This window comes from Spongiibacter sp. UBA1325, from assembly GCF_002306875.1.
GTDB lineage: Bacteria > Pseudomonadota > Gammaproteobacteria > Pseudomonadales > Spongiibacteraceae > Spongiibacter > Spongiibacter marinus.
The window spans coordinates 185,954-208,181 of record NZ_DBTD01000003.1 but is presented as its reverse complement, the minus strand read 5'-3'; the positions used below and the strand labels follow the sequence as shown (position 1 = coordinate 208,181).

At 55.8% G+C, this 22,228-nt stretch carries 23 protein-coding genes and 2 tRNA genes; 1 reads left to right on the top strand and 24 read right to left on the bottom strand.

Annotated elements, in window-relative coordinates:
- Positions 1–12: 12 nt before the first annotated feature.
- The 14 genes from B3K78_RS02400 to B3K78_RS02335 form a co-directional block, all read right to left on the bottom strand.
- Positions 13–86, bottom strand: a tRNA-Cys gene (locus tag B3K78_RS02400).
- A 31-nt stretch (positions 87–117) separates the two neighbouring features.
- A tRNA-Gly gene (locus tag B3K78_RS02395) sits at positions 118–193 on the bottom strand.
- Positions 194–298: 105 nt separating this feature from the next.
- Positions 299–865, bottom strand: coding sequence for a CDP-diacylglycerol--glycerol-3-phosphate 3-phosphatidyltransferase (gene pgsA / locus B3K78_RS02390; RefSeq protein WP_286694176.1), 567 nt, complete (start codon positions 863–865; stop codon positions 299–301).
- A 42-nt stretch (positions 866–907) separates the two neighbouring features.
- Positions 908–2,743 carry an excinuclease ABC subunit UvrC gene (gene uvrC / locus B3K78_RS02385; protein ID WP_286694175.1) on the bottom strand — a complete coding sequence of 612 codons (1,836 nt, stop codon included), beginning with the start codon at positions 2,741–2,743 and terminating at the stop codon, positions 908–910.
- A gap of 9 nt (positions 2,744–2,752) precedes the next feature.
- Positions 2,753–3,406: a response regulator gene (locus B3K78_RS02380; protein WP_286694174.1), complete on the bottom strand. Its 654-nt coding sequence runs from the start codon at positions 3,404–3,406 to the stop codon at positions 2,753–2,755.
- Positions 3,407–3,470: 64 nt separating this feature from the next.
- The gene (locus B3K78_RS02375; RefSeq protein WP_286694173.1) at positions 3,471–4,067 is read right to left on the bottom strand and encodes an alpha-ketoglutarate-dependent dioxygenase AlkB family protein; all 597 of its coding nucleotides are present in this window, start codon (positions 4,065–4,067) and stop codon (positions 3,471–3,473) included.
- Positions 4,068–4,069: 2 nt separating this feature from the next.
- On the bottom strand, positions 4,070–5,092 hold the full coding sequence (gene murB, locus B3K78_RS02370; RefSeq protein ID WP_286694172.1) for a UDP-N-acetylmuramate dehydrogenase: 1,023 nt from the start codon (positions 5,090–5,092) through the stop codon (positions 4,070–4,072).
- Entirely contained in the window at positions 5,092–5,592 is a 501-nt protein-coding gene (locus B3K78_RS02365) for a low molecular weight protein-tyrosine-phosphatase (protein WP_286694171.1), read from the bottom strand. Before B3K78_RS02365 ends, murB begins: the two co-directional genes overlap by 1 nt.
- Positions 5,555–6,322: a 3-deoxy-manno-octulosonate cytidylyltransferase gene (gene kdsB / locus B3K78_RS02360; protein WP_286694170.1), complete on the bottom strand. Its 768-nt coding sequence runs from the start codon at positions 6,320–6,322 to the stop codon at positions 5,555–5,557. Before kdsB ends, B3K78_RS02365 begins: the two co-directional genes overlap by 38 nt.
- Before the next feature lie 15 nt (positions 6,323–6,337).
- The gene (gene lpxK, locus B3K78_RS02355) at positions 6,338–7,330 is read right to left on the bottom strand and encodes a tetraacyldisaccharide 4'-kinase (RefSeq protein ID WP_286694169.1); all 993 of its coding nucleotides are present in this window, start codon (positions 7,328–7,330) and stop codon (positions 6,338–6,340) included.
- Positions 7,320–9,131 (bottom strand): lipid A export permease/ATP-binding protein MsbA, encoded by a 1,812-nt coding sequence (msbA, locus tag B3K78_RS02350; protein ID WP_286694168.1) that lies wholly within the window; start codon positions 9,129–9,131, stop codon positions 7,320–7,322. Before msbA ends, lpxK begins: the two co-directional genes overlap by 11 nt.
- Before the next feature lie 13 nt (positions 9,132–9,144).
- Positions 9,145–9,570 carry an ExbD/TolR family protein gene (locus B3K78_RS02345; protein WP_286694167.1) on the bottom strand — a complete coding sequence of 142 codons (426 nt, stop codon included), beginning with the start codon at positions 9,568–9,570 and terminating at the stop codon, positions 9,145–9,147.
- Complete coding sequence (locus B3K78_RS02340) at positions 9,567–10,208, bottom strand: MotA/TolQ/ExbB proton channel family protein (RefSeq protein WP_204995481.1); 642 nt, start codon at positions 10,206–10,208, stop codon at positions 9,567–9,569. The genes B3K78_RS02345 and B3K78_RS02340 overlap by 4 nt, the downstream gene beginning before the upstream one ends.
- Before the next feature lie 60 nt (positions 10,209–10,268).
- A complete protein-coding gene (locus tag B3K78_RS02335) occupies positions 10,269–12,590 on the bottom strand; it encodes a DNA internalization-related competence protein ComEC/Rec2 (RefSeq protein WP_286694166.1) in 2,322 nt (773 codons plus the stop codon).
- Between the two features lie 93 nt (positions 12,591–12,683).
- On the opposite strand from B3K78_RS02335, the gene B3K78_RS02330 reads away from it, so the two are divergent.
- Positions 12,684–13,214 (top strand): DUF2062 domain-containing protein, encoded by a 531-nt coding sequence (locus B3K78_RS02330; protein ID WP_286694165.1) that lies wholly within the window; start codon positions 12,684–12,686, stop codon positions 13,212–13,214.
- 6 nt (positions 13,215–13,220) lie between these two features.
- On the opposite strand, the gene B3K78_RS02325 is transcribed toward B3K78_RS02330, so the two are convergent.
- The 10 genes from B3K78_RS02325 to B3K78_RS02280 all read right to left on the bottom strand — a co-directional run bounded on the left by B3K78_RS02325 (position 13,221) and on the right by B3K78_RS02280 (position 22,227).
- A complete protein-coding gene (locus B3K78_RS02325; protein WP_286694164.1) occupies positions 13,221–14,429 on the bottom strand; it encodes a lipoprotein-releasing ABC transporter permease subunit in 1,209 nt (402 codons plus the stop codon).
- Positions 14,430–14,431: 2 nt separating this feature from the next.
- On the bottom strand, positions 14,432–15,130 hold the full coding sequence (gene lolD, locus B3K78_RS02320; protein ID WP_286694163.1) for a lipoprotein-releasing ABC transporter ATP-binding protein LolD: 699 nt from the start codon (positions 15,128–15,130) through the stop codon (positions 14,432–14,434).
- Between the two features lie 9 nt (positions 15,131–15,139).
- Positions 15,140–16,387, bottom strand: coding sequence for a lipoprotein-releasing ABC transporter permease subunit (locus tag B3K78_RS02315; protein ID WP_286694162.1), 1,248 nt, complete (start codon positions 16,385–16,387; stop codon positions 15,140–15,142).
- A 100-nt stretch (positions 16,388–16,487) separates the two neighbouring features.
- Positions 16,488–16,727, bottom strand: coding sequence for a (Na+)-NQR maturation NqrM (gene nqrM / locus B3K78_RS02310; RefSeq protein ID WP_027872589.1), 240 nt, complete (start codon positions 16,725–16,727; stop codon positions 16,488–16,490).
- A 3-nt stretch (positions 16,728–16,730) separates the two neighbouring features.
- Positions 16,731–17,711: an FAD:protein FMN transferase gene (locus B3K78_RS02305; RefSeq protein ID WP_286694161.1), complete on the bottom strand. Its 981-nt coding sequence runs from the start codon at positions 17,709–17,711 to the stop codon at positions 16,731–16,733.
- Positions 17,712–17,742: 31 nt separating this feature from the next.
- Entirely contained in the window at positions 17,743–18,966 is a 1,224-nt protein-coding gene (nqrF, locus tag B3K78_RS02300; protein ID WP_286694160.1) for an NADH:ubiquinone reductase (Na(+)-transporting) subunit F, read from the bottom strand.
- A gap of 27 nt (positions 18,967–18,993) precedes the next feature.
- A complete protein-coding gene (gene nqrE, locus B3K78_RS02295; RefSeq protein WP_027872592.1) occupies positions 18,994–19,602 on the bottom strand; it encodes an NADH:ubiquinone reductase (Na(+)-transporting) subunit E in 609 nt (202 codons plus the stop codon).
- Positions 19,602–20,267: an NADH:ubiquinone reductase (Na(+)-transporting) subunit D gene (locus tag B3K78_RS02290; protein ID WP_027872593.1), complete on the bottom strand. Its 666-nt coding sequence runs from the start codon at positions 20,265–20,267 to the stop codon at positions 19,602–19,604. Before B3K78_RS02290 ends, nqrE begins: the two co-directional genes overlap by 1 nt.
- Before the next feature lie 3 nt (positions 20,268–20,270).
- Positions 20,271–21,038 (bottom strand): Na(+)-translocating NADH-quinone reductase subunit C, encoded by a 768-nt coding sequence (locus B3K78_RS02285; RefSeq protein WP_286694159.1) that lies wholly within the window; start codon positions 21,036–21,038, stop codon positions 20,271–20,273.
- Positions 21,031–22,227, bottom strand: a complete 1,197-nt coding sequence (locus tag B3K78_RS02280) for an NADH:ubiquinone reductase (Na(+)-transporting) subunit B (RefSeq protein WP_286694158.1) — start codon at positions 22,225–22,227, stop codon at positions 21,031–21,033. Before B3K78_RS02280 ends, B3K78_RS02285 begins: the two co-directional genes overlap by 8 nt.
- Between the last annotated feature and the right edge of the window lies 1 nt (position 22,228).

Below are 22,228 nucleotides of genomic sequence, written 5' to 3'. Positions count from 1 at the left end.
TCTGAAGAAAAATGGAGGCGCGGGTCGGAATCGAACCGGCGTACACGGAGTTGCAGTCCGCTGCATAACCACTCTGCCACCGCGCCTTTAATACTCGAACCGATGAGTTGCAAGTATTGGAGCGGGAAACCGGGTTCGAACCGGCGACCTCAACCTTGGCAAGGTTGCGCTCTACCAACTGAGCTATTCCCGCAATTTGAGATGCCAGACAAGGCCCTACAGGGCGGCAACTCAAGAAGGCGCCTATTCTAGCTTCTCGCCGCTTGCTGTCAAGGAAAGTTGCTGATTTATCGCAGTTTTATCTGTTTTCTTCCACTTTGCCGCGCAAATCCGGCCACGCTGCATGAAGATAGATCAACATCGACCACAGGGTTAATACCGCCGCAACATACAAGCACAGCATATTTGCCTGGTACCACAAACTGCCCTCCACGGGCGGCATCATCAGCAGGCCGATAATGGCGACGATTTGCGCCGTCGTTTTAACTTTACCTAAGTAAGAAACGGCCACACTGGTGCGCTTGCCCAATTCCGCCATCCACTCACGCAGAGCGGAAATTACAATTTCCCGACCAATGATTACGATGGCAGGCACAGTAAACCAGAGGGTGTTGTAGCGCTCTATCAACAGCGCCAGGGCAACGGCGACCATAAGCTTGTCGGCCACGGGATCCAGAAACGCGCCCAGCGGCGTGGACTGCTCAAGCTTGCGGGCAAGGTAGCCGTCGAGCCAGTCAGTCATGCCGGCTATTGCGAATACCGCGGCCGTTGCGATGTAACTACCGGGAAAGTCCAGATAGAACAGGATTACAAACACGGGAATCAATGCAATCCGGAATAGCGTCAAGGCGTTGGGTATATTCATGGGGCTCTCATTTCTTTGAATTGGCGCTATTTTAGGCTTTTTCTAGGCGCTACGCAGTCCTTCATAGATATCACGGGCAATTTTTTCGCTAATACCCGACACGCGACACAGGTCGGCGATACTCGCCTGGCGCACTCCTTGTAAGCCACCAAAATGGCGCAGAAGCTCTCTGCGACGCTTGGCGCCCACGCCGGGAATCGCCTCCAGCCCCGACTGTCGGCGCGCCTTGTCGCGACGGGCTTTGTGCCCACCAATCGCAAAGCGGTGCGATTCATCGCGGATATGCTGAATAAGATGCAGCGCGGGGCTGTTGTCTGGCAGGCTGAGTTCGCGTCCATTATCGCCGCGAATCAGCACTTCTAATCCCGCGCGGCGATCGGAGCCTTTGGCAACACCCACGGTCAGCAGATCGCGAATGCCGAGCTCATGCAAAACCTTAAGCGCCTGATTCAACTGCCCTTTGCCGCCATCGATGAACAGGATGTCAGGTTTGGGAACTTCGCCGCTGGCAATACGCTTGTAACGGCGACTCAGCGCCTGGTTCATGGCCGCGTAATCATCCCCCCCGGTAATACCCTCGATATTCATCCGACGGTAGTCCGACTTCAGTGGCCCGTTGTCATCAAACACCACGCAGGAGGCCACCGTTGCCTCGCCGCTGATGTGGCTAATATCAAAACACTCCAGTCGCGATGGCGGCGCGTCCAAATCCAGCAGCTCCTGCAAGGCTCGATAACGGCCAGCCATACTCTCCGTTGCCGCCAGGCGATTTTGCAGGTTCTGCTCGGCAGCGGTAATTGCCAGCTGCAACCATTTGGCACGCTGGCTACGCACCCGGTGCGCGATGGAAACACTGCGCCCGGCTTGCTCACTTAAACTGCTGGCCAGTAAAGCAGCATCGCCGAGTTCGACATTGAGTACCAGTTCCTTCGGCAAGTCCGTTGCGCCGCTACCCGTCAGGTAGTGCTGAGCGATAAAGGCTTCGACGTGATCGTGCACGCCCTCCTCCAATGCACTTTTGGGAAAATAACTGCGGCTGCCAAGCACCCGTCCACCGCGCACCGACAATAGCTGTATGCAACACAGTCCGGCGTTGATAACGCCGGCAACGATATCCAGGTCGCCGGTTTCTCCCTCAATACATTGGCTGGCTTGGACTTGCTGCAGGTAACCAATGCGATCGCGCAGCTCCGCCGCTTTTTCAAACTCCAGGGCCTCGGCACTGCGCTCCATTTCATCGGCCAGTGAGGCTTGTAAATCGGCACTTTTCCCGCTGAGGAACATTTCTGTGTAGGCGACATCGCGTCGATACTCGTCATCGGAAATTTTTCCGACGCAGGGCGCGGTGCAGCGACCAATTTGATATTGCAAACATGGCCGGCTGCGATTGCGATAGTAGCTGTCCTCACACTGGCGGACCTTAAAGACTTTTTGCAGCCAGCTCAGGCTCTCGCGCACCGCGCCGGCACTGGGGTAAGGGCCAAAATACGTGCCCTTGGCGCGTTTGCTGCCGCGGTGCAGGCTCAAGCGCGGATGACGATGATCGCTGCTCAGGTAGATATAGGGGTAGGATTTATCGTCACGCAGTAGGATGTTATAGGGCGGTCGGTACTGCTTTATTAAGTTTTGCTCCAACAGCAGAGCTTCTCGCTCTGTGCTGGTAACCGTCACTTCAATTTGATGAATGCGCGCCACCAACGCCATCGTTTTATTGGTCAGCCCCGCGCTGCGGAAGTAGCTGCTCAGTCGGTTTCGCAGATTCTTGGCCTTGCCGACATAGAGAATATCGGCCGCTTCGCTGAGCATGACATAGACACCCGCTTTTTGGGTGACCGTCTTTAAAAAACGCTGGTGGTCAAAACTCTGCGAAGACGCCATATTGTCCTATCAACTACTGCTCGGAGCCTCAATGAGGCCGTGGCGAATGGCCAGCAGCGTCAGTGCCACGTCGCCATTGACATCGAGCTTCTCAAAGATGCGATAGCGGTAGCTGTTCACGGTTTTCGCCTGAATATGCAGGGTATCGGCAATATCCTGCACGCGTAAGCCATTGCCTATCATGATACTGATCTGAATTTCTCGTTCAGACAGGCTGTCAAAGGGCGAAGCCGATTGCTCGTCATAGCCCCTGAGCGCCAGGGCCTGGGCAATACTGGGGCTTAAATAGCGCTTGCCGCTGGCCACCTGACGCACGGCAGTCAGTACCTCTTGCCCACTGTCGTCGCCGCCCTTCGTCAGGTAGGCCCAGGCGCCGGCTTTCAATAAGCGGCTGGGCATCGGCTCCTGTTCGCAGGCGCTAACCGCAATAATCCGGGTATCCGGCGCAACCTGCTGAAGTTTTCGGGTGGCTTCAAGGCCGCCCATACCCGGCATTCGTATATCCATCAGTACAATATCAGGCCGAAGCTCGCGGCAGCGTTGAATGGCCTCCTCGCCATTTGCCGCCTCCGCAATGACACTGATATCGTCTGCGTCGTCTAGCATCCTTGCTATGCCCGTCCGCACCATGGCGTGGTCATCTGCAACCAGCACTGTGATCATAGTGTTACTCCCTGTGTAAGACGCAAACGATACCATTTAGGGATATATTCAGGCTACAGGGAGCTCAGCGAATCAGCTGACGAAACGTGATATTTATGCGTGGACCGCGTTTTGCACGCTTGGGGAGGCTATGCTGCCAGTGGGATTGGGTCGGCGGCAGCATCAGCAGCAGCGACCCGTGCTCCAGGGCGATGCTCACAGGCGGATGGCCCGCGGCACACCCCTTGGGCGAGGGCCGAAGCCGAAAATCCCGGCACTCCCCCACGCTGACTGAGGCGATAGCCGGCGATGGTCCCAGCTCGCGCTCATTATCACTGTGCCAGCCCATGCAGTCCTTGCCGTCACGGTAGTAATTTAAAAGTGCACAGTTGAATAACAAACCGTATTTATCAGCCAGCGCGGCTTTTAGCGGTAACAGGGCATCTGGCCACGGCATACTATCGTGCTGCTGACCGCTGTAGCGATAGCTCAGCCCATCGTCGCCGACAAAGCTCACCAGGCGCGGCGTTGGAGACCAACGCCCGAAAACCTGCAGCATCGGCTGCTGCCAAATAACGTGGTCACGCAACTGCTGAAACAACTGATCCGGCGCCGGCACAAAATCCGCCTGATAAATTAGCCCACCGCCGGGAAGTTGTATCTCCCGTTCACCGGTCGCCATCGTCAGTAAACCCGCGGTTCGATAGCCAACTGCACACCAAAGCGCCGGGCGACATCGCCAATGATGGCATCGGCGAGGGCAAGAATATCCTCGCCCCTGCCCTGCTGGTAATTCACCAAAACAATGGCCTGCTTGGGGTGCACGCCGACCGGGCCAAGACGGCGCCCTTTCCAGCCGCACTGGTCCACTAACCACGCAGCGGCCAGCTTCACCTGCCCATCGGGCATCGGCCAGTGCGCCATCTCCGGAAAGTCGATAAGTAATTGCTTGGCGACATCAGCACTGACCAGCGGGTTTTTGAAAAAACTGCCGGCATTCGGCTCAGCGTGCACATCGGGAAGCTTAGCGGCACGTATCGCCGCAACGGCTTGCGCAACAACGCGAGGGTGAACCTTCTCGGGTGATTCGCCGTGCTCGACAAGGAATTGCCGCAGCGCAGGATAATCGGTATTGGCGTGGGCGCGATGGCGCAGATGCAGCCCAACCTCAGTAATGATGAATTGATCGCGCAACGCGCCCTTAAAAATACTGTCCCGATAGGCCAGCTGGCACTGCTCTGCCGACAGGCGCCGGCGCTCGCCGAGCCGCCGATCCCAGCCCTCTACCCAGGCCAGGCAATGAGACAGCTCCACCCCGTATGCGCCTATATTTTGCACCGGTGCGGCCCCCACCGACCCGGGAATGGCTATCAGGTTTTCGAGCCCATACCACCCTTGATCCAGACAATACCGCAGCAAGGCATCCCAGTTTTCGCCTGCGGCAACCCGCAGCGCCACGCCGCCCTCAATGGGGCTTGCGATGATACCGCGCTGGCGCATGTGTATCACTAAACCGGGGTAGTCATCACTCAATACTATATTGCTACCGCCGCCCAGTACGAGGCTCGGCAGGCCGTGCTGCTCGGCGTACTGCAGGGCGTCGCGCAAGTCGCCGTCGCTGTCGATCGCGCTGTAGGCGTGTGCCTGCGCCGTTACGCCAAGGGTATTGTGATTGAGCAGTGAGACGTTTTTGGCGATTTCCAACATTAACGTTCTCTCTGCAGAGCCTGCAACAGCCCCTCTGATGCGTCCTCGACAAGATCTAACACGGCGTTAAAGCCGTCATCGCCGCCGTAGTATGGGTCGGGAACCTCTTCAATCGTGCTGCTGCCAAAGTTCAGTAGTAAGGAGACTGTTGCGCTGGCATCATTCGGGGCGATCTCTGCCAAGGAATCCATATTGGCGCGGTCCATCGCCAATATATAGTCAAAGCGATAAAAGTCGGCTTCACATACCTGCCGGGCACGCAGGGCTGATAAATCGTAGCCGCGCCGCGCGGCGAAGGCTTGGCTGCGCTCATCTGGCGACTTGCCGGTATGCCAAGCCGCGGTGCCCGCTGAGTCAATCTCGATCTGCGCCTGCAAACCGGCATCAATCACCTTGTGCAAAAATACGCCGTGCGCCGTCGGCGAGCGGCATATGTTTCCCAGACAGACAAATAACACCCGCTTAACCACGGCCTGACTCCAAAACGGCGCGTACCGCATTGAGGTCTTCGTCGGTGTCTACACCGCCGGGAATATCGACACAGCTCTGCGCCACATGTATGCGCACGCCGTTCTCCATAGCCCGAAGCTGTTCCAGGCGCTCACAACTCTCCAGCTCGCCCGCGGGCCAGCTAACAAACTGGTGCAGAAAGCCGACGCGGTAGGCATAGATACCAATATGCCGCCAGTATTCAACGCCCTCAGGCAGCACCCCCTGGCCATCGGACCATTGGTCGCGGCAATACGGGATGGGGGCGCGGCTAAAGTACAGTGCTAAACCCTGACGATCGCTCACCACTTTTACCGCATTGGGATTGAAGACCGTCGCGGCATCGTCAATCGGCTCTTTCAGTGTTGCAATGCCGGCCTGAGTATTGGCCGCGAGGTTTTGCGCCACTTGCTCTATTGCCGGTGCTGGCAGCAGGGGCTCGTCACCTTGGACATTGACCACGATATCGTCATCGGCAAGCCCCAATTTGGCAACCACCTCTTGCAAGCGGTCAGTGCCACTCTCGTGCTCAGCACTGGTCATGCAAACTTGCGCCCCAAACGCTTCACAACGGCGGGCCACGCGTTCATCTTCGGTTGCAATCACCACTCGTTCGGCGCCGCTCTGTGAGGCGCGCAGCCATACATGCTGAATCATCGGCATGCCCGCGATGTCCATCAGCGGTTTCCCCGGCAGACGGCTCGAGGCGTAACGGGCTGGAATAATAACGGTGTAAGACATGGAAACCTCTGGCGTTTAGGCAACTCGGTCGAGTAACTGATCAAGCGATTCAAAAAACGTGTCGGGCAACACGGCATCAACAGGAAGCATCCAGCTGTCCGCCGGACTGATCTGTGCGCATTTAACCGCATCTTTCTCCGTCATCACCAGTGGTAATGATGAGTCCCGCTGTAGGTCTTCGGGTCGATATTCGTAGTGGTCGGGAAAAGCCTGCCCCCGACAGTCAAAGCCCAGCGCAGTCAGTGCGGCAAAAAAGCGTGGTGGGTGGCCAATCCCCGCAATCGCATTCACCCGACGGGCATTCTCGGGCCAGTCTGCTGCCGCGCGTCGCTCGCCCGAGTGAACATTGATCAAGGTGTCGCCCTTCAGGCGCATTTCATAGGCGGATAACGCCGCCAGAACATCGCTTTCAACGCGGCCGTTGCTGATGACCAGGTCCACCTCTTCGCTGCGCCGCGGCGGTTCCCGCAGCGGCCCAAGTGGCAGGCAGTGGCCATTGCCAAAGCCGCGCGCTGCGTCAACAAGCAGAATTTCAACATCTCTGTAGAGGCGATAATGCTGCAGACCATCGTCGCTGATAATGACGTTGCACGCGTGCTCGTCCACTAACAAATTTGCAGCGGCAACCCTGTCTGGCGCTACCGCAACCGGCAGGCCGCTGCGCCGCGCCATCAGGCAGGGTTCATCGCCCGCTTCCGAGGGCAGTGTGGCATTGGTGACGAATAAGGGATACTGCGCAGCTTTACCACCATAACCGCGGCTGACGATTCCGGGGTGCCAGCCCTGCTCCTGGAGATGCTGGGCAATCGCTAAAACAGCGGGGGTTTTACCACTGCCACCGACAGCGATATTGCCGACCACAATAACCGGCGCCGAACAACGCTGTGGGCGGGTATTGCGCCGTCGCAATGCGGCCAATGCGCGAAACAGGCACTCCAGAGGCCAGAATGCATACAGCACTCCCGGCCGCCCGTACCAACGCGCATTCAGCCATTGCTCAAGCTTCACTATCTTCCTCAAAATTGCGGTTATACAACTGAGCGTAGCGTTGCCCCAAGGCCAACAAGTCAGCGTGGCTGCCCCGCTCCAGAATGCGCCCCTCCTCCATCACCACGATTTGGTCGGCACTCTCAATAGTGCTGAGTCGGTGGGCAATCACGATGGTCGTGCGGCCTTTCATGACCTCTTCCATCGCTTTTTGAATATGGGATTCCGCCTGGTTATCGAGCGCCGACGTTGCCTCGTCGAGTATCAGCAGCGGCGCATTTTTCAAAAATGCCCGGGCAATGGCCAAACGCTGGCGCTGGCCGCCGGACAGCATGACGCCGTCCTCACCGATGACGGTATCGATTCCCTCAGGCAAACTGTTAATAAAGTCGCTGGCGTGGGCCGCCTCAACTGCGCGAAGCACCTCTTCACGGCTGGCCGATGCCATGCTGCCATAGGCAATATTGTTGTACACCGTGTCATTGAACAGCGTCACTTGTTGGGTAACCAAGGCGATATTGTGACGCAGGTTATCCAGGGTGTAATCGCGAATATCAACGCCGTCGAGCAACAGCTCACCTTCACTGTGTTGGTAAAAACGCGACAGCAAGCTGACCAAGGTGGACTTGCCGGAGCCAGAAAGGCCCACTAAGGCTAGCGACGTACCGGGCTCCACATGCAGATTAATGTCGGTGAGCACATTCGGCAGCTCCGGGCCGTAACGAAAATTGAGGTGGCGGATGTCTATCTCGCCGCGCACACGTTCACACTCGATGCGGCCCTCGTCTTTTTCCTGTTCAGCATCGAGAAACTCAAAAATACTCTCGGCGGCAGCCAGACCTTTCTGAATCACGCTGCTCACCTCGGCCAGTTGGCGAATGGGCTTGGGCAAAAAGAGCGCCGCGGAAAGGTAGGCCACAAAAGAGCCTGGTGTCATTTGGCCGGTAAGACCCAGAGCAATCCAGATCAACAGGCCCGTCGCCAACACCACCGGAAATTGAATCACCGTTGGACTAATCGCGTTGTAGAACGCCATTTTAATATTCTGATTGCGGTTTTTTTCACTTGCCGCCTGAAATCGCTTTGCTTCCTGGGCGCTGCCGCCATAAAGGCGAATTTCACGATAGGCATTAATGCTGTCGTTGGTGACTTGGTTCACCTCGCCCATTGCGTTCTGGATCTTGCGGCTGATCTTGCGAAAGCGCTTGCCCACCCACCACACGGTCACGCCGATCATTGGCAAGGCAAGTAAAAAAACCAGGGTCAGCTGCCAATTCATATACAGGAGGTAGGCCAGTAAGCCAATCGCAAAGGTGCCTTCGCGCAGTACCACCTTCAGGGCGTTGACCGCAGCACCCGTCACTTGCTCGACGTTAAAGGTAATTTTCGAGATTAGTGCGCCCGTGGAGTTGCGATCGAAATAGCTACTGGGGATGAACTGCATTTTTTGATAGAGCTCTACCCGAAGCACGTGCACCAAGCGGTGCGAGATACCGGCAATAAAGTAGTTACCCACGAAAAAGCCCAGCCCGCGACCAACACCCAGTGCCACCAGAGCCACCACGATCCAGGTACGCGCCGAGCCCAGGTGGAAGTCATCCCCGCCCAGTGCCCACATCATCTTGGCCGTTACCCCACCCTCGCCCGGCTTAACATTTCCGCCGATGTAATCGACGATCAGCTGCATCATATCGGCGAGTAAAACCTGCACACCCGAATAGAATGAGAAGCCCAAGACACTGAGCAAAAACAGCGGCCAAAATGGGAAAACGTACTTTAAAAGCCGGCCATAAATAGCTAAATCTGAAGGTTTTTTACTCATAACATAAGCCGCCCTAGTTTGGACTGGCATCAGCTTCCTGTGTGGTAATTCTAAGCTTAACAAAGCCCAGGCGGCCCGCTGCATCCATCGCCGTGACAACCGCTTGATGGGGGCTGTTGGCATCAGCGGTAATGATGACCGGGCGCATCGTATCACCGCCCGAAGCATTCTGCAGAGCCTTAAGCAATGCCTCTAGACCACCATCACCCAGTGATTGTTCATTGACTTGAAAACGGCCCTGCGCGTTGATGATTATTTCAATCAGGTCGGTGTCATCGCTAAGCGACTCACCCTCGGCCGTGGGCAACTCCAGCTGTAGACGGCTTTCCTTAGTAAAGGTCGTCGACACCATAAAAAAAATCAACAGGAGAAATACCACGTCGATCAGCGGCGTCAGGTTTACGCCGCCGTCATCGATACGCTGCCGGCGAAACTTCACGCCGAGCGCCCCGAGTGGCTATTTTCTTTCATTTGCACATCGCCGTGGACGGCATTAATGAGCTTGATGGTGTCTTGCTCCATCGTCACAACGATGGCATCGATACGGCGCAAGAAATACCGGTGCATAATCAGCGCAGGAATGGCTACACACAGCCCGGAGGCGGTGGTGATCAGTGCCTCGGAAATACCTCCAGCCAGTACCCCCGCATTTCCGGTCCCCTGCACCATGATCTCGCTGAATACTCGGATCATGCCGACCACGGTTCCCAGCAAACCCAGTAGCGGGGTAACGGCAGCAATTGTTCCCAGGGCATTGAGGTAGCGCTCCAGCTCGTGGATAACATGGGAGGCCGCGTCTTCGATGCTCTCTTTCATAATATCGCGGCCGTGTTTGGCGTTGCCAAGCCCGGCGGCAATGATTTCGCCAAGTGGCGAGCCCTTGCGCAGCTGGCGAAGTTTTTCATTGTCCAGCTGCTTGTTTTGCATCCAGCCCCACACCTGATTGAGCAAATTGCGCGGGGCAACCTTGTCGGGGTTCAGCGCTAAAAAACGTTCTACACAAATTGCCAGGGCGAGAATGGAAGAAAGGATGATTGGTAGCATTAGCCAGCCACCAGCTTTGACGAGTTCCAGCACAGCACAGCCTCTTTATTTTTGTCGCTGCATTATACAGCGATGCTGGCAATGAAAAAGTCATCACGGCCCTGAATACGGCATGGCGCACACATCTTTGGGGTTAATCTGCCAGAAGTAGCGCTTTTTCCCGTCATATAGCAAAAGTTGCATACCCTCGCTGGTCATCTCGAAATGCACACTACCGTGGATACCTGTTTGCCAACAGCGGCTTCCCAGTCTTTGAAAACGCTCGGTAACGTCTTTGGCAGGGTGGCCGTAGGTGTTAAACCGCGAGGCCGCAAAGACAACGTGCTCGGCCTGAGTAGCGCGGAGAAATACATCAGACGAGGAGCTTTTACTACCGTGATGCGCCGCCAGGAGCATGTCCAGCTTTACCTCTGGGGGCCATCTCCGCGCCAATTTTGCTTCAATACCCCGTTCAATATCGCCGGTCAGCAGTACTCGGTGATCGCCAGCGCGAATAAGCAGAACGCAGCTGCGGTTATTGCTCTTGCTGTCACGAGAGGGTGAATAGCGTAGAAAACGGTATTCCACACCGTCCCAAAGCCAAGGTGACGCGAGATGACAGTTCTTCGCCGCCAATTCGCGGTGTCGCTCTGGTTCGCCGGACAGTACCTGCTTCACCGGCACCGCGCTCACCAGCCTGTCGGCCGCGCCGGCGTGATCGCGATCTCCGTGGCTGAGAACTAAGCGGTCGACCCGGTGAATGCCGCGGCGACGGAGCAGCGGAAGTAGCACCGCATCAACACTGTTGTAGCGCGCCGAGAAGCTCGGCCCGGTGTCGTAGATCAACGCACGCCGCCCTTGTTGAACCAACACCGACAAGCCCTGGCCTACATCTAAAACACTCACCCATACATGGCCGGGTGGCGGCGATGGCGGCGTTTGTAGCAAACCGAGCCCGGCAAAAATCACCGCCAAGGGGCGACCCAATACGCCGCGGGGCAACAACAGTAAACCCGCAGCCAACAGTAGGCACAGGATCGATAAAACGCTAAGCGCGGGCTGCCAATATGGCAGCTGTGACAGCAGCTCAAGATAATTAAACAGCCACTTGAGCAACGAATTCGCGGCAGAAAATAGGCCAAAATCGGGCAAGCCTAGCCAAGCCGCCAATAACGCGATAAAGAGCACCGGCATAATGACCAGCGCGAGCGCCGGAATTGCCACTAAATTTGCCGGTAATGCCGCGACGCCTGAGCCGAAACCCCAAATCGCCAGCACCGGCAATAATACGAATAACAGTTGCGCTTGAAGAAGCGGCAGTTTGCGCCAGGCGGCCCGGCCCGACTGCACGCCCATTGTCAGCATCAGCAACACGCCCACAGCAACAAATGACAGATAAAACCCAGCACTGTGCAGTGCCAGTGGGTCGCGCATTAGCACCAATACCAGCGCAATCTGAAGGCCCTGCCACGGCGATATGCGCCGTTGTAGTAGCAGCCCGACGCATAGCACGGCGGCCATGATTAATGCCCGCTGAGTGGGCAGCGTAAACCCGGCCATTGCGGCATAAGCGCTGGCCAGAGCAAACCCAAGAGCCGGCCCCAGCCATACACTGCCCTGCCCGCCTCGTGTCAATACGGCGCCAAGCAGGCGAGCCAGAACAAAGCCCCAAGCCATAACAATGCCAATATGCATACCTGATATGGCCATCAGGTGACTGGTTCCGGTTCGGGAAAGCAGCGCCCAATCCTCGTCGCTGACATCGCGCCGATCCGCGTAGAGCAGCGCCCGCATAATACCCTGCCGCGACAGGCCAACGAGCGCCTCGCGCTGCTGACTCAACAAGCGATTACGCAGTTGCTGATAGCGAACACCAATACTGGCTGCGTGTTCAGCGCCTGCGATTGGCATAATGGCTTTGGCATAACCGCGCCCGGCGTAGCCGTTGGCAATCAGCCACTGGCCGTAGTCAAAAGCCCCCAGTGACCGGGCACCCGTTGGCGGTCGCAAGCGCAGCGTCAACCTCGCCCAGGTGCCAGCTTGAGGGGGACGCACGCCGTAATAGTTCACACGGTATCGGGCGCGACCGGCGGGGCAGTAGCCGTCGGCACACTGCCCGGCGGCCAACTGAATATCAAAGCGATAGTAAACTCGCCCATAACCACTCTGTTCCTCAATTGGGCCGAGGATCAGGGCGTCGAAAACCGCCTTTGTCGGCATGTCTCCTGCTGAGGGAAGCTGAGCGAAACGCTGCTCGCAATAATGCGCGCTGTAGCCGCAAGCGAGGAAAAACGCTACCGCTGCGCTGCGCCACTGCCGTTTTACCATCAGGCCAGCAGCAATCGCAGCGCCGACGAGCAGGCGCCAGTCGATGACCTCCGGCAGAAAAGGAGGCACTGCCAGCCCGGCTGCAGCAAATGTCATCCATGACAACATACTGGTCTCGCTCTCGACTTACATGCATAATAACGCCGCATGGCACTGTGCTAGCGGCTGTCATGTGCATTCATTTTACGTAAAGTGGGGCCAATGGCTCGTAAATTCTTCAAGCGATGGCTTCCGGCTCCCGAGCGCATGCGTGAACACCCCTCAGTGCGCGTGTTCGGCAGTCTTCTTCACGAACCCAATCTGTGGCATTTAAATCGCCGCTCAGTGACCTTTGCGTTTTTTATTGGTCTGTTCACTGCCTTTGTGCCCATTCCCACACAAATGCTCCTTGCGGCACTGCTGGCTATTTTGCTGCGGGCAAATCTGCCGCTATCGGTAATGCTGGTATGGATCACCAACCCCGTTACCATGCCGGCCTTCTTCTATTTTAGCTACAAAGTGGGTGCTGCCCTGCTTGACGTGCCTGCCAAGGACTTCGCCTTTGAGCTGTCTTGGCAGTGGATTCAGGATGAACTGATTTTGTTGTGGCGGCCATTCTTGCTTGGCTGCTTGCTGACCGGGCTATTCTGCGGCCTGGTCGGTGCGGTGGGTATCCACATACTGTGGCGCGTGCACGTTGTGCGCCGCTGGCGTAAACGTCAACAGCAGCGCAGAGCAAAAACACCTAACTGATCCCTGTTACTGCTGCCGCAGGGTATGCGCGGGCGCGAGCCGCGATGCTCGCCATGCGGGATACAAACTGGCAAAAACACTCATAAAATACGCCGCCGCACTTACAATCGCGACGTCGCTGGCACGAATATCAGTCGGCAGATAACTAATTGGGTAGACATCCGAGCGCAACAGCTGCGCTCCGGACACCTGCTCCAGGCCAGCCACAAGGTCACCGATCACCAAAGAAAAGAGCACGCCCAGTATGGCGCCGATGAGCGTGCCAATACCGCCAATGATCGCGCCGTACACCATAAAGGTTTTCAGAATGTCGCTCTGTGTGGCGCCCTGGCTGCGCAGAATGGCAATATCCGAGCGCTTGTCATTCACCACAAGCACCAGTGTTGAAACAATGTTGAATACCGCAACGGCCACTACGGCCAACATCATTATCACCACTAACTTTTTCGACATTTGTATCGCGTGATACATATTGCCAAATTGCTGACTCCAATCACGCAACCGGTAGTGTCGACCATGCACTGTTGACAGCTCCCAAGCCACTTTCGGCGCTGCAAACACGTCGTGCAGGGCAACCCGCAACGACAACGACTGATTCGGCAATAATGACTGGGCCGTAGCCAGCGGCATCAACACCAGCTGTTGGTCAAGCTCCGTGCCACTGCTGAAAATCGCCGCAAGCGTAAAGCGATAAAACCGCACTCCCCCCTTCTCCGGCTGGGGAATTGCCAAGCTCAACGAGTCTCCCGCCGCCAATCCCAGGCGCGTTGCAAGCCCCTTACCAAGCACGACGCTCTGCTCCTGAAATGCGCTGAAATCAGCGAACTGTGTCATCTGCGACACCGTCGCTTCCTGCGCAAGGTCGACCCCGAAGAACTGCACAGGCTCGGCCTGACTGGACTTCACTAACAGCGCATTGCCCTGTACAAAGGGCGCCACAGCGCGAACCTCAGAATGTGCAAGAACACTGCTGCGAAATGACTGCCAATCGGCGTCGCCGCCATTCCAGGGCACCATACTAACGTGCGGCACAAGGGCGAGAATACGCTGGCGCATCTCCCGGTCAAAACCGTTCATTACCGACAACACGGTAATCAGCATGGCAATGCCCAATATCAACCCCGCCATGGACAACCGCGATAGAAATGACATCAGCTGACTGCCATCACCGCCGGTGCTATAGCGCAAACCAATAAATCTGGAGATACCGGCCACTGCTATACCTTCTGGGTCAATTGGCCAGCCCGCAATTCCAGAATTCTGTCCATGCGATGCGCCAGTTGTAGGTCGTGGGTAACAATTAAAAAGCTCGTTGCAGACTCGCGGTTAAGCTCAGCGAGCAGCGCGTGCACAGACTCAGCGGTATCACCGTCCAAATTCCCGGTTGGTTCATCAAGCAACACACAAGCCGGGCGATTGACCAGCGCCCGGGCAATGGCCACGCGCTGCCGCTCGCCACCGGAAAGCTGGGCGGGACGATGACTGAGCCGACTGGCCAAGCCAACGCGCTCCAGCAAGCTCGCGGCCTCCGCCATTGCCTCTCGTCGCTTTCTACCGGCAACAAGCAGCGGCATTGCGGCGTTTTCGACCGCGCTGAATTCTGCCAACAGGTGGTGAAATTGGTAGACAAAGCCCAGCTCGGCATTGCGCAGACGACTGCGGTCACGGTCATTAAGAGCGGCGATGTCACGGTCGTTAATCAGTACCCGACCACTACTGGGCAAGTCTAAGCCTCCCAGCATATGCAACAAGGTGGTTTTACCAGCCCCTGAGGGCCCGACTATCGCCAGCATTTCCCCCTTCTTCACCACCAGCTCGATGTTATCGAGAATGGTGAGCTCGCCGTCGCCCTGACGATAACGCTTGCAGAGGGCTTGGCAGTGTAAAACCGGTTTCGCGGTGCTTAGTTGTTCCATATTTTTCATTTACTCGTAGCGCAATGCTTCTGCCGGCTGGACTTTGGCCGCCTGGCGCGCGGGATACAATGTGGCCAATACACTTAGTGCGAGACCAAAACCGCAAATCCACACAATATCCGTCACCCTCAGCAGCGACGGTATTCGGCTGATAAAGTACACCTGCGGATCAAACACATACAGACCTGTCACGGACTCTAACCACGCGACGACGTCACCAATATTCACTGCCAGCGGCACGCCAATCAGCAAGCCCAACAACACACCGCACAGCCCGGTTGCGACCCCGTAGACAATGAATACCCCGGTGATACTGCCAGGCGATGCACCCATGGTACGCAACACCGCAATGGCGCCGCGCCGAGAGGAAACGGCCATACTTAGAATGGAAATAATATTGAAGGCGGCGATGATGACGATAAACATCAACAGCAGCCGCACCATCAGCTTTTCCATCTTAACGGCTTGAAACAGGCTGCCTTGGCTGGCACTCCAGTCCACCACTGTGCTGCCTTTGGGGAGCAAGGGCAGTAGATCGGCAGACCACTTTGCCGACTGGAGAAGGTCGCTAAACTGCAGGCGTAAGCCCTGCACGGCAGTACCCAGTTGATAGAGTTTTTGTGCGTCTTGAAGATGGATAAACGCCGTGCTGGCATCAAGCTGCGCGCCCGCTGAAAACATTCCAACAACGGTGAAAACCCGCTCCCGGGGAAATAAACCAAAGGGCGTGACGGTGACCTTCGGTAAAATCACCCGCAGCGTGTCGCCGGGCATCAAATCCAACTGCCGCGCAAGGATATCGCCAACTACCACTTCATAGTGACCGGGCGTTTCGCTCAAGTAGCGACCGGCGATCATTTTTTCGGCGACCGACGACACTGATCGCTCTAATTCGGGGTCGATGCCGTACATCGCAACGCCCTGTATTCTGCCTGCCGCCGACAGCATCGCCTTGCCACCGACGTAGGGTGCCGAGGCTTTTAGCCCTGGCGCCGAGGCTATCGCTTGTCGCTGTGCAGGCCAATCATCCAGGCGTTGATTCGGCCCCTCCACATACGCATGGGGTAACACTGACAACACACGTTTCTGTAGCTCGGCTTCAAAGCCATTCATGACGGCGGTCACGACGATCAGTGAGACAACACCGAGCATCATGCCCAATAGTGAAAACCACGACATCAAGGATAGAAAACGGTCATCCCCCGCACCCTTGCGAAAGTAGCGAAGACCAATAAAGAATGGGAGTGAAGCTGGCATAGTGTTGCTGGGGGGCCGTGAACGGTTGGGTCTCTATACTAGCATTGTCGGGACAAGAAACCGCAGTTATTGCGCCGCTGTCTGCGGCGCACAGGAACCGCTAGTCGCGGCTAGCGTCATAAAATTGCTTGCTGTCAGCCTGCATGGCCGCTTTCTCGGACTCTTCTTTACACTTATTCGGGTCGTTCCCGCAGAGGTCACAGACATAATCCGGATCAGCCAACGCTGCACCCACACCGCCGCAAGAGCCCGCTATCGGCTTGCGTCCAAAGATAACGCCGACCGACATCGCCGCCACGATCAGCAACATCACCAGTACTGCTGCAAAAATAGTCGCCATCACTTACTCCTTCGGTAGATAGGGAGCAAAGGCCGAGCTGTAACGACTGACAAAACCCTCTTCCCCTTTCTCAATAATATACACAGGTAAATCCTGAGCTTCAGCAAGCTCCAGCGCACGCTCCGTACCCATTACGGACAGCGCGGTCGCCATCGCGTCAGCGAAGGCGCACGATGGATCAAGCACCGTCACCGACGCCAGCGTGTGAGTGATGGGCCTGCCAGTGCGCGGGTCAATAGTATGAGAATAACGCACACCATCCTGCTCGAAATAGTTGCGGTAGTCACCGGAGGTCGCCACCGCAATATCGCCCAGCGCTATCGCCAACTGAGGGCCACCGCCGGCCGGATTCTCAACACCGATGCGCCAGGCATCGCCGCGCGGGCTCTTCCCCGCTACACGCATTTCGCCGCCGATTTCAACGAGGTAGTCTTTCACACCCAGCGACGTCAGCCAAATCGCGGCAGCGTCGACGCCATAGCCCTTGGCAATGGCTGAAAGATCCATGCTCAATGCCGCAGACTTCATCAGCTTTGGCTCAAGCATATCGAGCTGCAGGCGGGTATAACCCACCCTATCCATCACGTCGGCCAGGGCGTCGTCACTCGGACGGCCCTCGCGCTTCACCGGCCCGAACCCCCAAAGGTCCACCAGCGGCGCCACGGTAATATCGAATGCCCCGCCGCTAAGCCAGCTCACCTCCATTGCCATGGTCAGAATCGCATATAGCGGCTCACTCAGCTGTTGCCACTCACCGATGGGCGCGCGGTTTAGCTTATTTAGCTCAGAGTCATCAATATAGGTCGACGCAATTTGGTTAAAGTGCGCGAGCTGATAATCGAGCTGTTGCTTCAAGCGCTCTGCGCGCAAATCACCTGGGTTTCGCAGCGTGACGTGGTAGGTGGTGCCCATCGTCTCGCCACTGAACTGGATAATTTCCTCTGGCGCCGGACTACAGGCACTTAAAAACAGAAAAAGCAGCACTAAGGCTGCTTTTTCCGCGGACAGAGATCGCTTAACCACCGAAGTCATCAAGAAGAATATTCTCCGGTTCTACGCCCAAATCCTCGAGCATTTTAATCACTGCCGCGTTCATCATCGGGGGTCCACACATGTAGAACTCACAATCTTCAGGTGCCTCGTGGTCCTTCAGATAGTTTTCGTACAACACAGTGTGAATGAAGCCCGTCAAACCTTCCCAATTGTCTTCAGGCTGCGGGTCAGACAGTGCCAAGTGCCACTCAAAGTTGTCGTTTTCTTCCGCCAGCTTGTCGTACTCGTCCATGTAGAACGCCTCGCGCAATGAGCGAGCGCCGTACCAGAAAGAGATCTTACGCTTGGAATTCAAACGCTTGAGCTGGTCAAAGATGTGCGAACGCATTGGCGCCATACCCGCACCACCACCGATGAACACCATCTCTGCCTCAGTTTCCTTAGCAAAGAACTCACCGAAGGGGCCGTACACCTTAACTTTGTCACCGGGTTTCAGGCTGAATACCCAGGAAGACATCTGGCCAGCTGGCAGCGAAAGATTATTCGGCGGCGGTGTTGCTGCACGAATATTGAACTTAACAATGCCCTTCTCTTCGGGATAGTTGGCCATTGAGTAAGCGCGCACAACGGTCTCGTCAACTTTTGACTCAACATTGAAGAAGCCAAAACGCTCCCAATCGCCGCGATACTCTTCGGGGATATCAAAGTCAGAGTACTTCACGTGGTGAGGCGGACACTCCAACTGCACGTAACCACCGGCGCGGAAGTCTACGTTCTCACCTTCGGGCAGCTTGAGCGTCAGCTCTTTGATGAAGGTAGCCACGTTGGGGTTAGACTCAACAGTACATTCCCACTGCTTAACGCCGAAGACATCTTCAGGCACTTCAATAACCATGTCCTGCTTGACGGGCGTCTGACAGGACAAACGCCAACCTTCGCGAGCTTCACGGGGGCTGAAGTGTGCCTCTTCAGTAGCAAGCATGGAGCCGCCACCATCTTTTACAATGCACTTACACTGCGCGCAGCTACCGCCGCCACCACAGGCAGATGCCAAAAAGATGCCCTGATTCGAAAGCGTACCCAATAGCTTATCGCCAGCGGGTACGCTGATTGTTTTTTCACCATTTATCTCGATGGTCACATTACCGCTGCTCACCAAGCGCGCGCGAGCAAACAGGATAACGGCTACCAGCGACAACACGATCGCGGTAAACATCGTTACACCGAGAATAACCACTGTATTCATTAAAACGCCTCCAGTTCTTCTTCTCGGTTACAGATCGATGCCGCCGAAGGACATAAAGCCCAACGACATCAAGCCGACAGTAATAAAGGTGATGCCAAGACCGCGGAGGCCTTCGGGAACATCGCTGTACTTGAGCTTTTCGCGGATACCCGCCAAAGCAGTAATCGCCAGCGCCCAACCGGTTCCCGCACCCGCGCCGTAAACTACCGACTCGGTGAAGTTGTAATCACGCTCAACCATGAACAGTGAACCGCCCATGATCGCGCAGTTCACCGTGATCAGCGGCAAGAATACACCCAGGGCGCTGTAGAGTGCCGGGACGAACTTGTCCAGGAACATCTCCATGATTTGTACGATAGCCGCGATAACACCGATGTAGCTCAACAAGCCCAGGAAGCTGAGATCCACATCCGGGAAGCCGGCCCACGCCAGCGCGCCGTCGCGCAACAAATAGGTATAAATCAGGTTGTTAACCGGCACGGTAAGTGTCAGTACAACAATTACCGCAATACCAAGACCGATGGCGGCCTGGATTTTTTTTGAAATTGCCAAGAAGGTACACATACCAAGAAAGAAGGCCAGCGCCATATTCTCGATAAACACCGACCTGACGAACAGGCTGAGATAGTGTTCCATCAGAAGGCCTCCTTAACGCTGCGTGTATTCTTAGTGATTTTAAATTCTTCCTCTTCTACCTGCTCTTTGTCTGCACTACGCAGGATCCAGATGAAGAAACCGATCAAGAAGAATGCACTGGGAGGCAGCAGCAGCAAGCCATTAGGTACATACCAGCCGCCGTTGTTAATTGTGGCGAGAATCTCGATGCCAAACAGGCTTCCGGAACCGAGCAGCTCACGCACGAACGCCACACTGAACAACACCACGCTATAGCCCAAGCCGTTACCGATACCATCGATAAAGCTCGCCAGCGGTGGATTCTTCATTGCGAAGCCTTCAGCGCGCCCCATAACGATACAGTTGGTGATGATCAAACCAACGAATACCGACAGCTGCTTACTGATGGCATAGGCGTAGGCCTTGAGTACCTGGTCAACCACGATAACCAACGAGGCAATAATAACCATCTGTACGATGATACGGATAGCGCCAGGAATGTGGTTGCGAATCATCGATACGGCGAGGTTGGAAAACGCCGTAACGAAAATCACAGAAATACACATTACCAGGGTAACCTTCATGCTTGAGGTTACCGCCAAGGCACTACAAATACCGAGGATCTGCAGCGCTATTGGGTTGTTTTTAAATATGGGTGAGGTCAATGCCTCTTTCATCGTTGCCATTACTTAGGCCTCCCCTGACTGCAGGTTGCTCAAGAAAGGCTTGTAGCCATTCTCGCCCATCCAGAATTGCAGTAGATTGGTTACACCGCGACTGGTCAAAGTTGCTCCACTCAAACCGTCAACCTTGTGCTCTGCTTCTGCCGTGTTGGCATCGACACTGCCCTTGATCAACTGAATTTTTGCATCCCCTTCGTCGTAGACCTTTTTACCCGGCCACAGCGCTTTCCAGTTCGGGTTATCAACCTCGCCGCCAAGCCCCGGTGTTTCACCGTGCTCGAAGAAGCCCAAGCCGGCAACGGTATTGAGGTCGTTTTCCAATGCTAAAAAGCCGTGAAGTGTTGACCACAACCCAGCGCCGCGCACCGGAAGAATGATCTTGTCCAGCTCGCCATTGCTCTCGACAAGATAGACCGTCGCGTAATTTTCGCGGCGCTTTATCTTGGCAATGTCGTCACCGCCCAGATCCACTGAAGTTTGCGGATCTTTAGCGACGCTGCTTTGCTCGAAGCTTGCAACATCAAATTGGTCGGTAAATTTGCCTGTATTGAGGTCAACAATGCGCGTAGTCACACGCTCGAATTGCTCATCGATGCTTTTCTCAGGGTCAAGCATGCCCGCAGCAGCGAGGATATTTGCCTTGCGGTCTTCCGCTTTGTTGGCAACTTGAGCCGGTTTCAGCATTACTGCCGCCGAGGAAACAAACAATGCACAGACGATACAGAGTGTTACCGCGACCAGCAGTGTTTTTTGAATACTGTCGTTATTAGCCACGTGCCAACCTCCGTTTGATGTTTGCTTGAACCACGAAATGGTCAATCAGTGGTGCGAACAGGTTGGCGAAAAGAATTGCCAACATCATACCTTCTGGGAAGGCGGGGTTAACGACGCGGATCAGAACAACCATACAACCGATCAGCAAACCAAAAATGAACTTGCCGGTATTGGTCATGGCTGAGGAAACCGGGTCGGTGGCCATGAAGATCATACCGAAGGCGAAACCACCCAAAACGAAGTGCCAGTACCAGGGCATAGCCATCATGGGGTTATCACTTTCGATACCGTTAAACAGCAACGACAGCGCCACCATGCCGCTGAATACACCCAGTACAATGCGCCAGGAAGCGATCCCCGTCCAAAGCAGAACAGCGCCGCCAATAAGGATCGCGATAGTGGATACCTCACCCATGGAGCCGTGCATGTTACCGCTGAACGCATCGAACCATGTCAGTTTGTCCTGCAGTGCCGCCATACCGTCGCTGGCCACAACCGACAATGCCGTCGCGCCGGTGTAACCGTCTACCGCCGTCCACACTGCATCGCCAGAAAGCTGTGCAGGATAAGCGAAGAACAAAAAGGCACGACCGGTCAGCGCTGGGTTAAGGAAGTTTTTACCGGTACCACCGAATACTTCCTTACCCACAACCACACCGAAGCTGATACCCAGGGCTACCTGCCAAAGAGGAATTGAAGGGGGGCAAATCAGTGCGAACAGAATAGAGGTAACGAAGAAGCCTTCATTCACCTCGTGACCGCGCTTCATGGCAAACAGTACTTCCCAGAAACCGCCGACCGCAAAGGTCACGGCATAAACCGGGATAAAGTACCAGAAGCCATGCCAGAAGTTGTCCCACACGCTGGCCGGGTTGTAACCGGCAAACATGCCGATCAAAGCATGACGCCAGCCTTCACCAGCAGCGATACCCATATCGGCCATGATGGTGTTGGCCTGGAAACCGATATTCCACATACCGTAGAACATGGCGGGAAACGCACAGAACCACACGGTGATCATGATGCGCTTAAGATCGACACCGTCGCGCACATGGGCCGTGGTTTTTGTTACCGAACCCGGCGAATAAAAAATGGTGTCAACCGCTTCATAGAGGGCATACCACTTTTCAAAGCGGCCACCTTTTTCAAAATGCGGTTCCAGATCGTCGAGAATAGTTCGCAGACCCATG

What these genes read in the sequence shown, in the direction of transcription:
- nqrE (WP_027872592.1), bottom strand. Translation starts at nt 19,602, where the DNA reads ATGGAACACTATCTCAGCCTGTTCGTCAGGTCGGTGTTTATCGAGAAT.
- B3K78_RS02335 (WP_286694166.1), bottom strand. Translation starts at nt 12,590, where the DNA reads ATGTTGTCATGGATGACATTTGCTGCAGCCGGGCTGGCAGTGCCTCCT.
- nqrF (WP_286694160.1), bottom strand. Translation starts at nt 18,966, where the DNA reads ATGAATACAGTGGTTATTCTCGGTGTAACGATGTTTACCGCGATCGTG.
- pgsA (WP_286694176.1), bottom strand. Translation starts at nt 865, where the DNA reads ATGAATATACCCAACGCCTTGACGCTATTCCGGATTGCATTGATTCCC.
- B3K78_RS02330 (WP_286694165.1), top strand. Translation starts at nt 12,684, where the DNA reads ATGGCTCGTAAATTCTTCAAGCGATGGCTTCCGGCTCCCGAGCGCATG.
- B3K78_RS02375 (WP_286694173.1), bottom strand. Translation starts at nt 4,067, where the DNA reads ATGGCGACCGGTGAACGGGAGATACAACTTCCCGGCGGTGGGCTAATT.
- msbA (WP_286694168.1), bottom strand. Translation starts at nt 9,131, where the DNA reads ATGAGTAAAAAACCTTCAGATTTAGCTATTTATGGCCGGCTTTTAAAG.
- lolD (WP_286694163.1), bottom strand. Translation starts at nt 15,130, where the DNA reads ATGGAACAACTAAGCACCGCGAAACCGGTTTTACACTGCCAAGCCCTC.
- B3K78_RS02290 (WP_027872593.1), bottom strand. Translation starts at nt 20,267, where the DNA reads ATGGCAACGATGAAAGAGGCATTGACCTCACCCATATTTAAAAACAAC.
- murB (WP_286694172.1), bottom strand. Translation starts at nt 5,092, where the DNA reads ATGTTGGAAATCGCCAAAAACGTCTCACTGCTCAATCACAATACCCTT.
- B3K78_RS02315 (WP_286694162.1), bottom strand. Translation starts at nt 16,387, where the DNA reads ATGCCAGCTTCACTCCCATTCTTTATTGGTCTTCGCTACTTTCGCAAG.
- uvrC (WP_286694175.1), bottom strand. Translation starts at nt 2,743, where the DNA reads ATGGCGTCTTCGCAGAGTTTTGACCACCAGCGTTTTTTAAAGACGGTC.
- nqrM (WP_027872589.1), bottom strand. Translation starts at nt 16,727, where the DNA reads ATGGCGACTATTTTTGCAGCAGTACTGGTGATGTTGCTGATCGTGGCG.
- B3K78_RS02380 (WP_286694174.1), bottom strand. Translation starts at nt 3,406, where the DNA reads ATGATCACAGTGCTGGTTGCAGATGACCACGCCATGGTGCGGACGGGC.
- B3K78_RS02280 (WP_286694158.1), bottom strand. Translation starts at nt 22,227, where the DNA reads ATGGGTCTGCGAACTATTCTCGACGATCTGGAACCGCATTTTGAAAAA.
- B3K78_RS02365 (WP_286694171.1), bottom strand. Translation starts at nt 5,592, where the DNA reads ATGCGGTACGCGCCGTTTTGGAGTCAGGCCGTGGTTAAGCGGGTGTTA.
- kdsB (WP_286694170.1), bottom strand. Translation starts at nt 6,322, where the DNA reads ATGTCTTACACCGTTATTATTCCAGCCCGTTACGCCTCGAGCCGTCTG.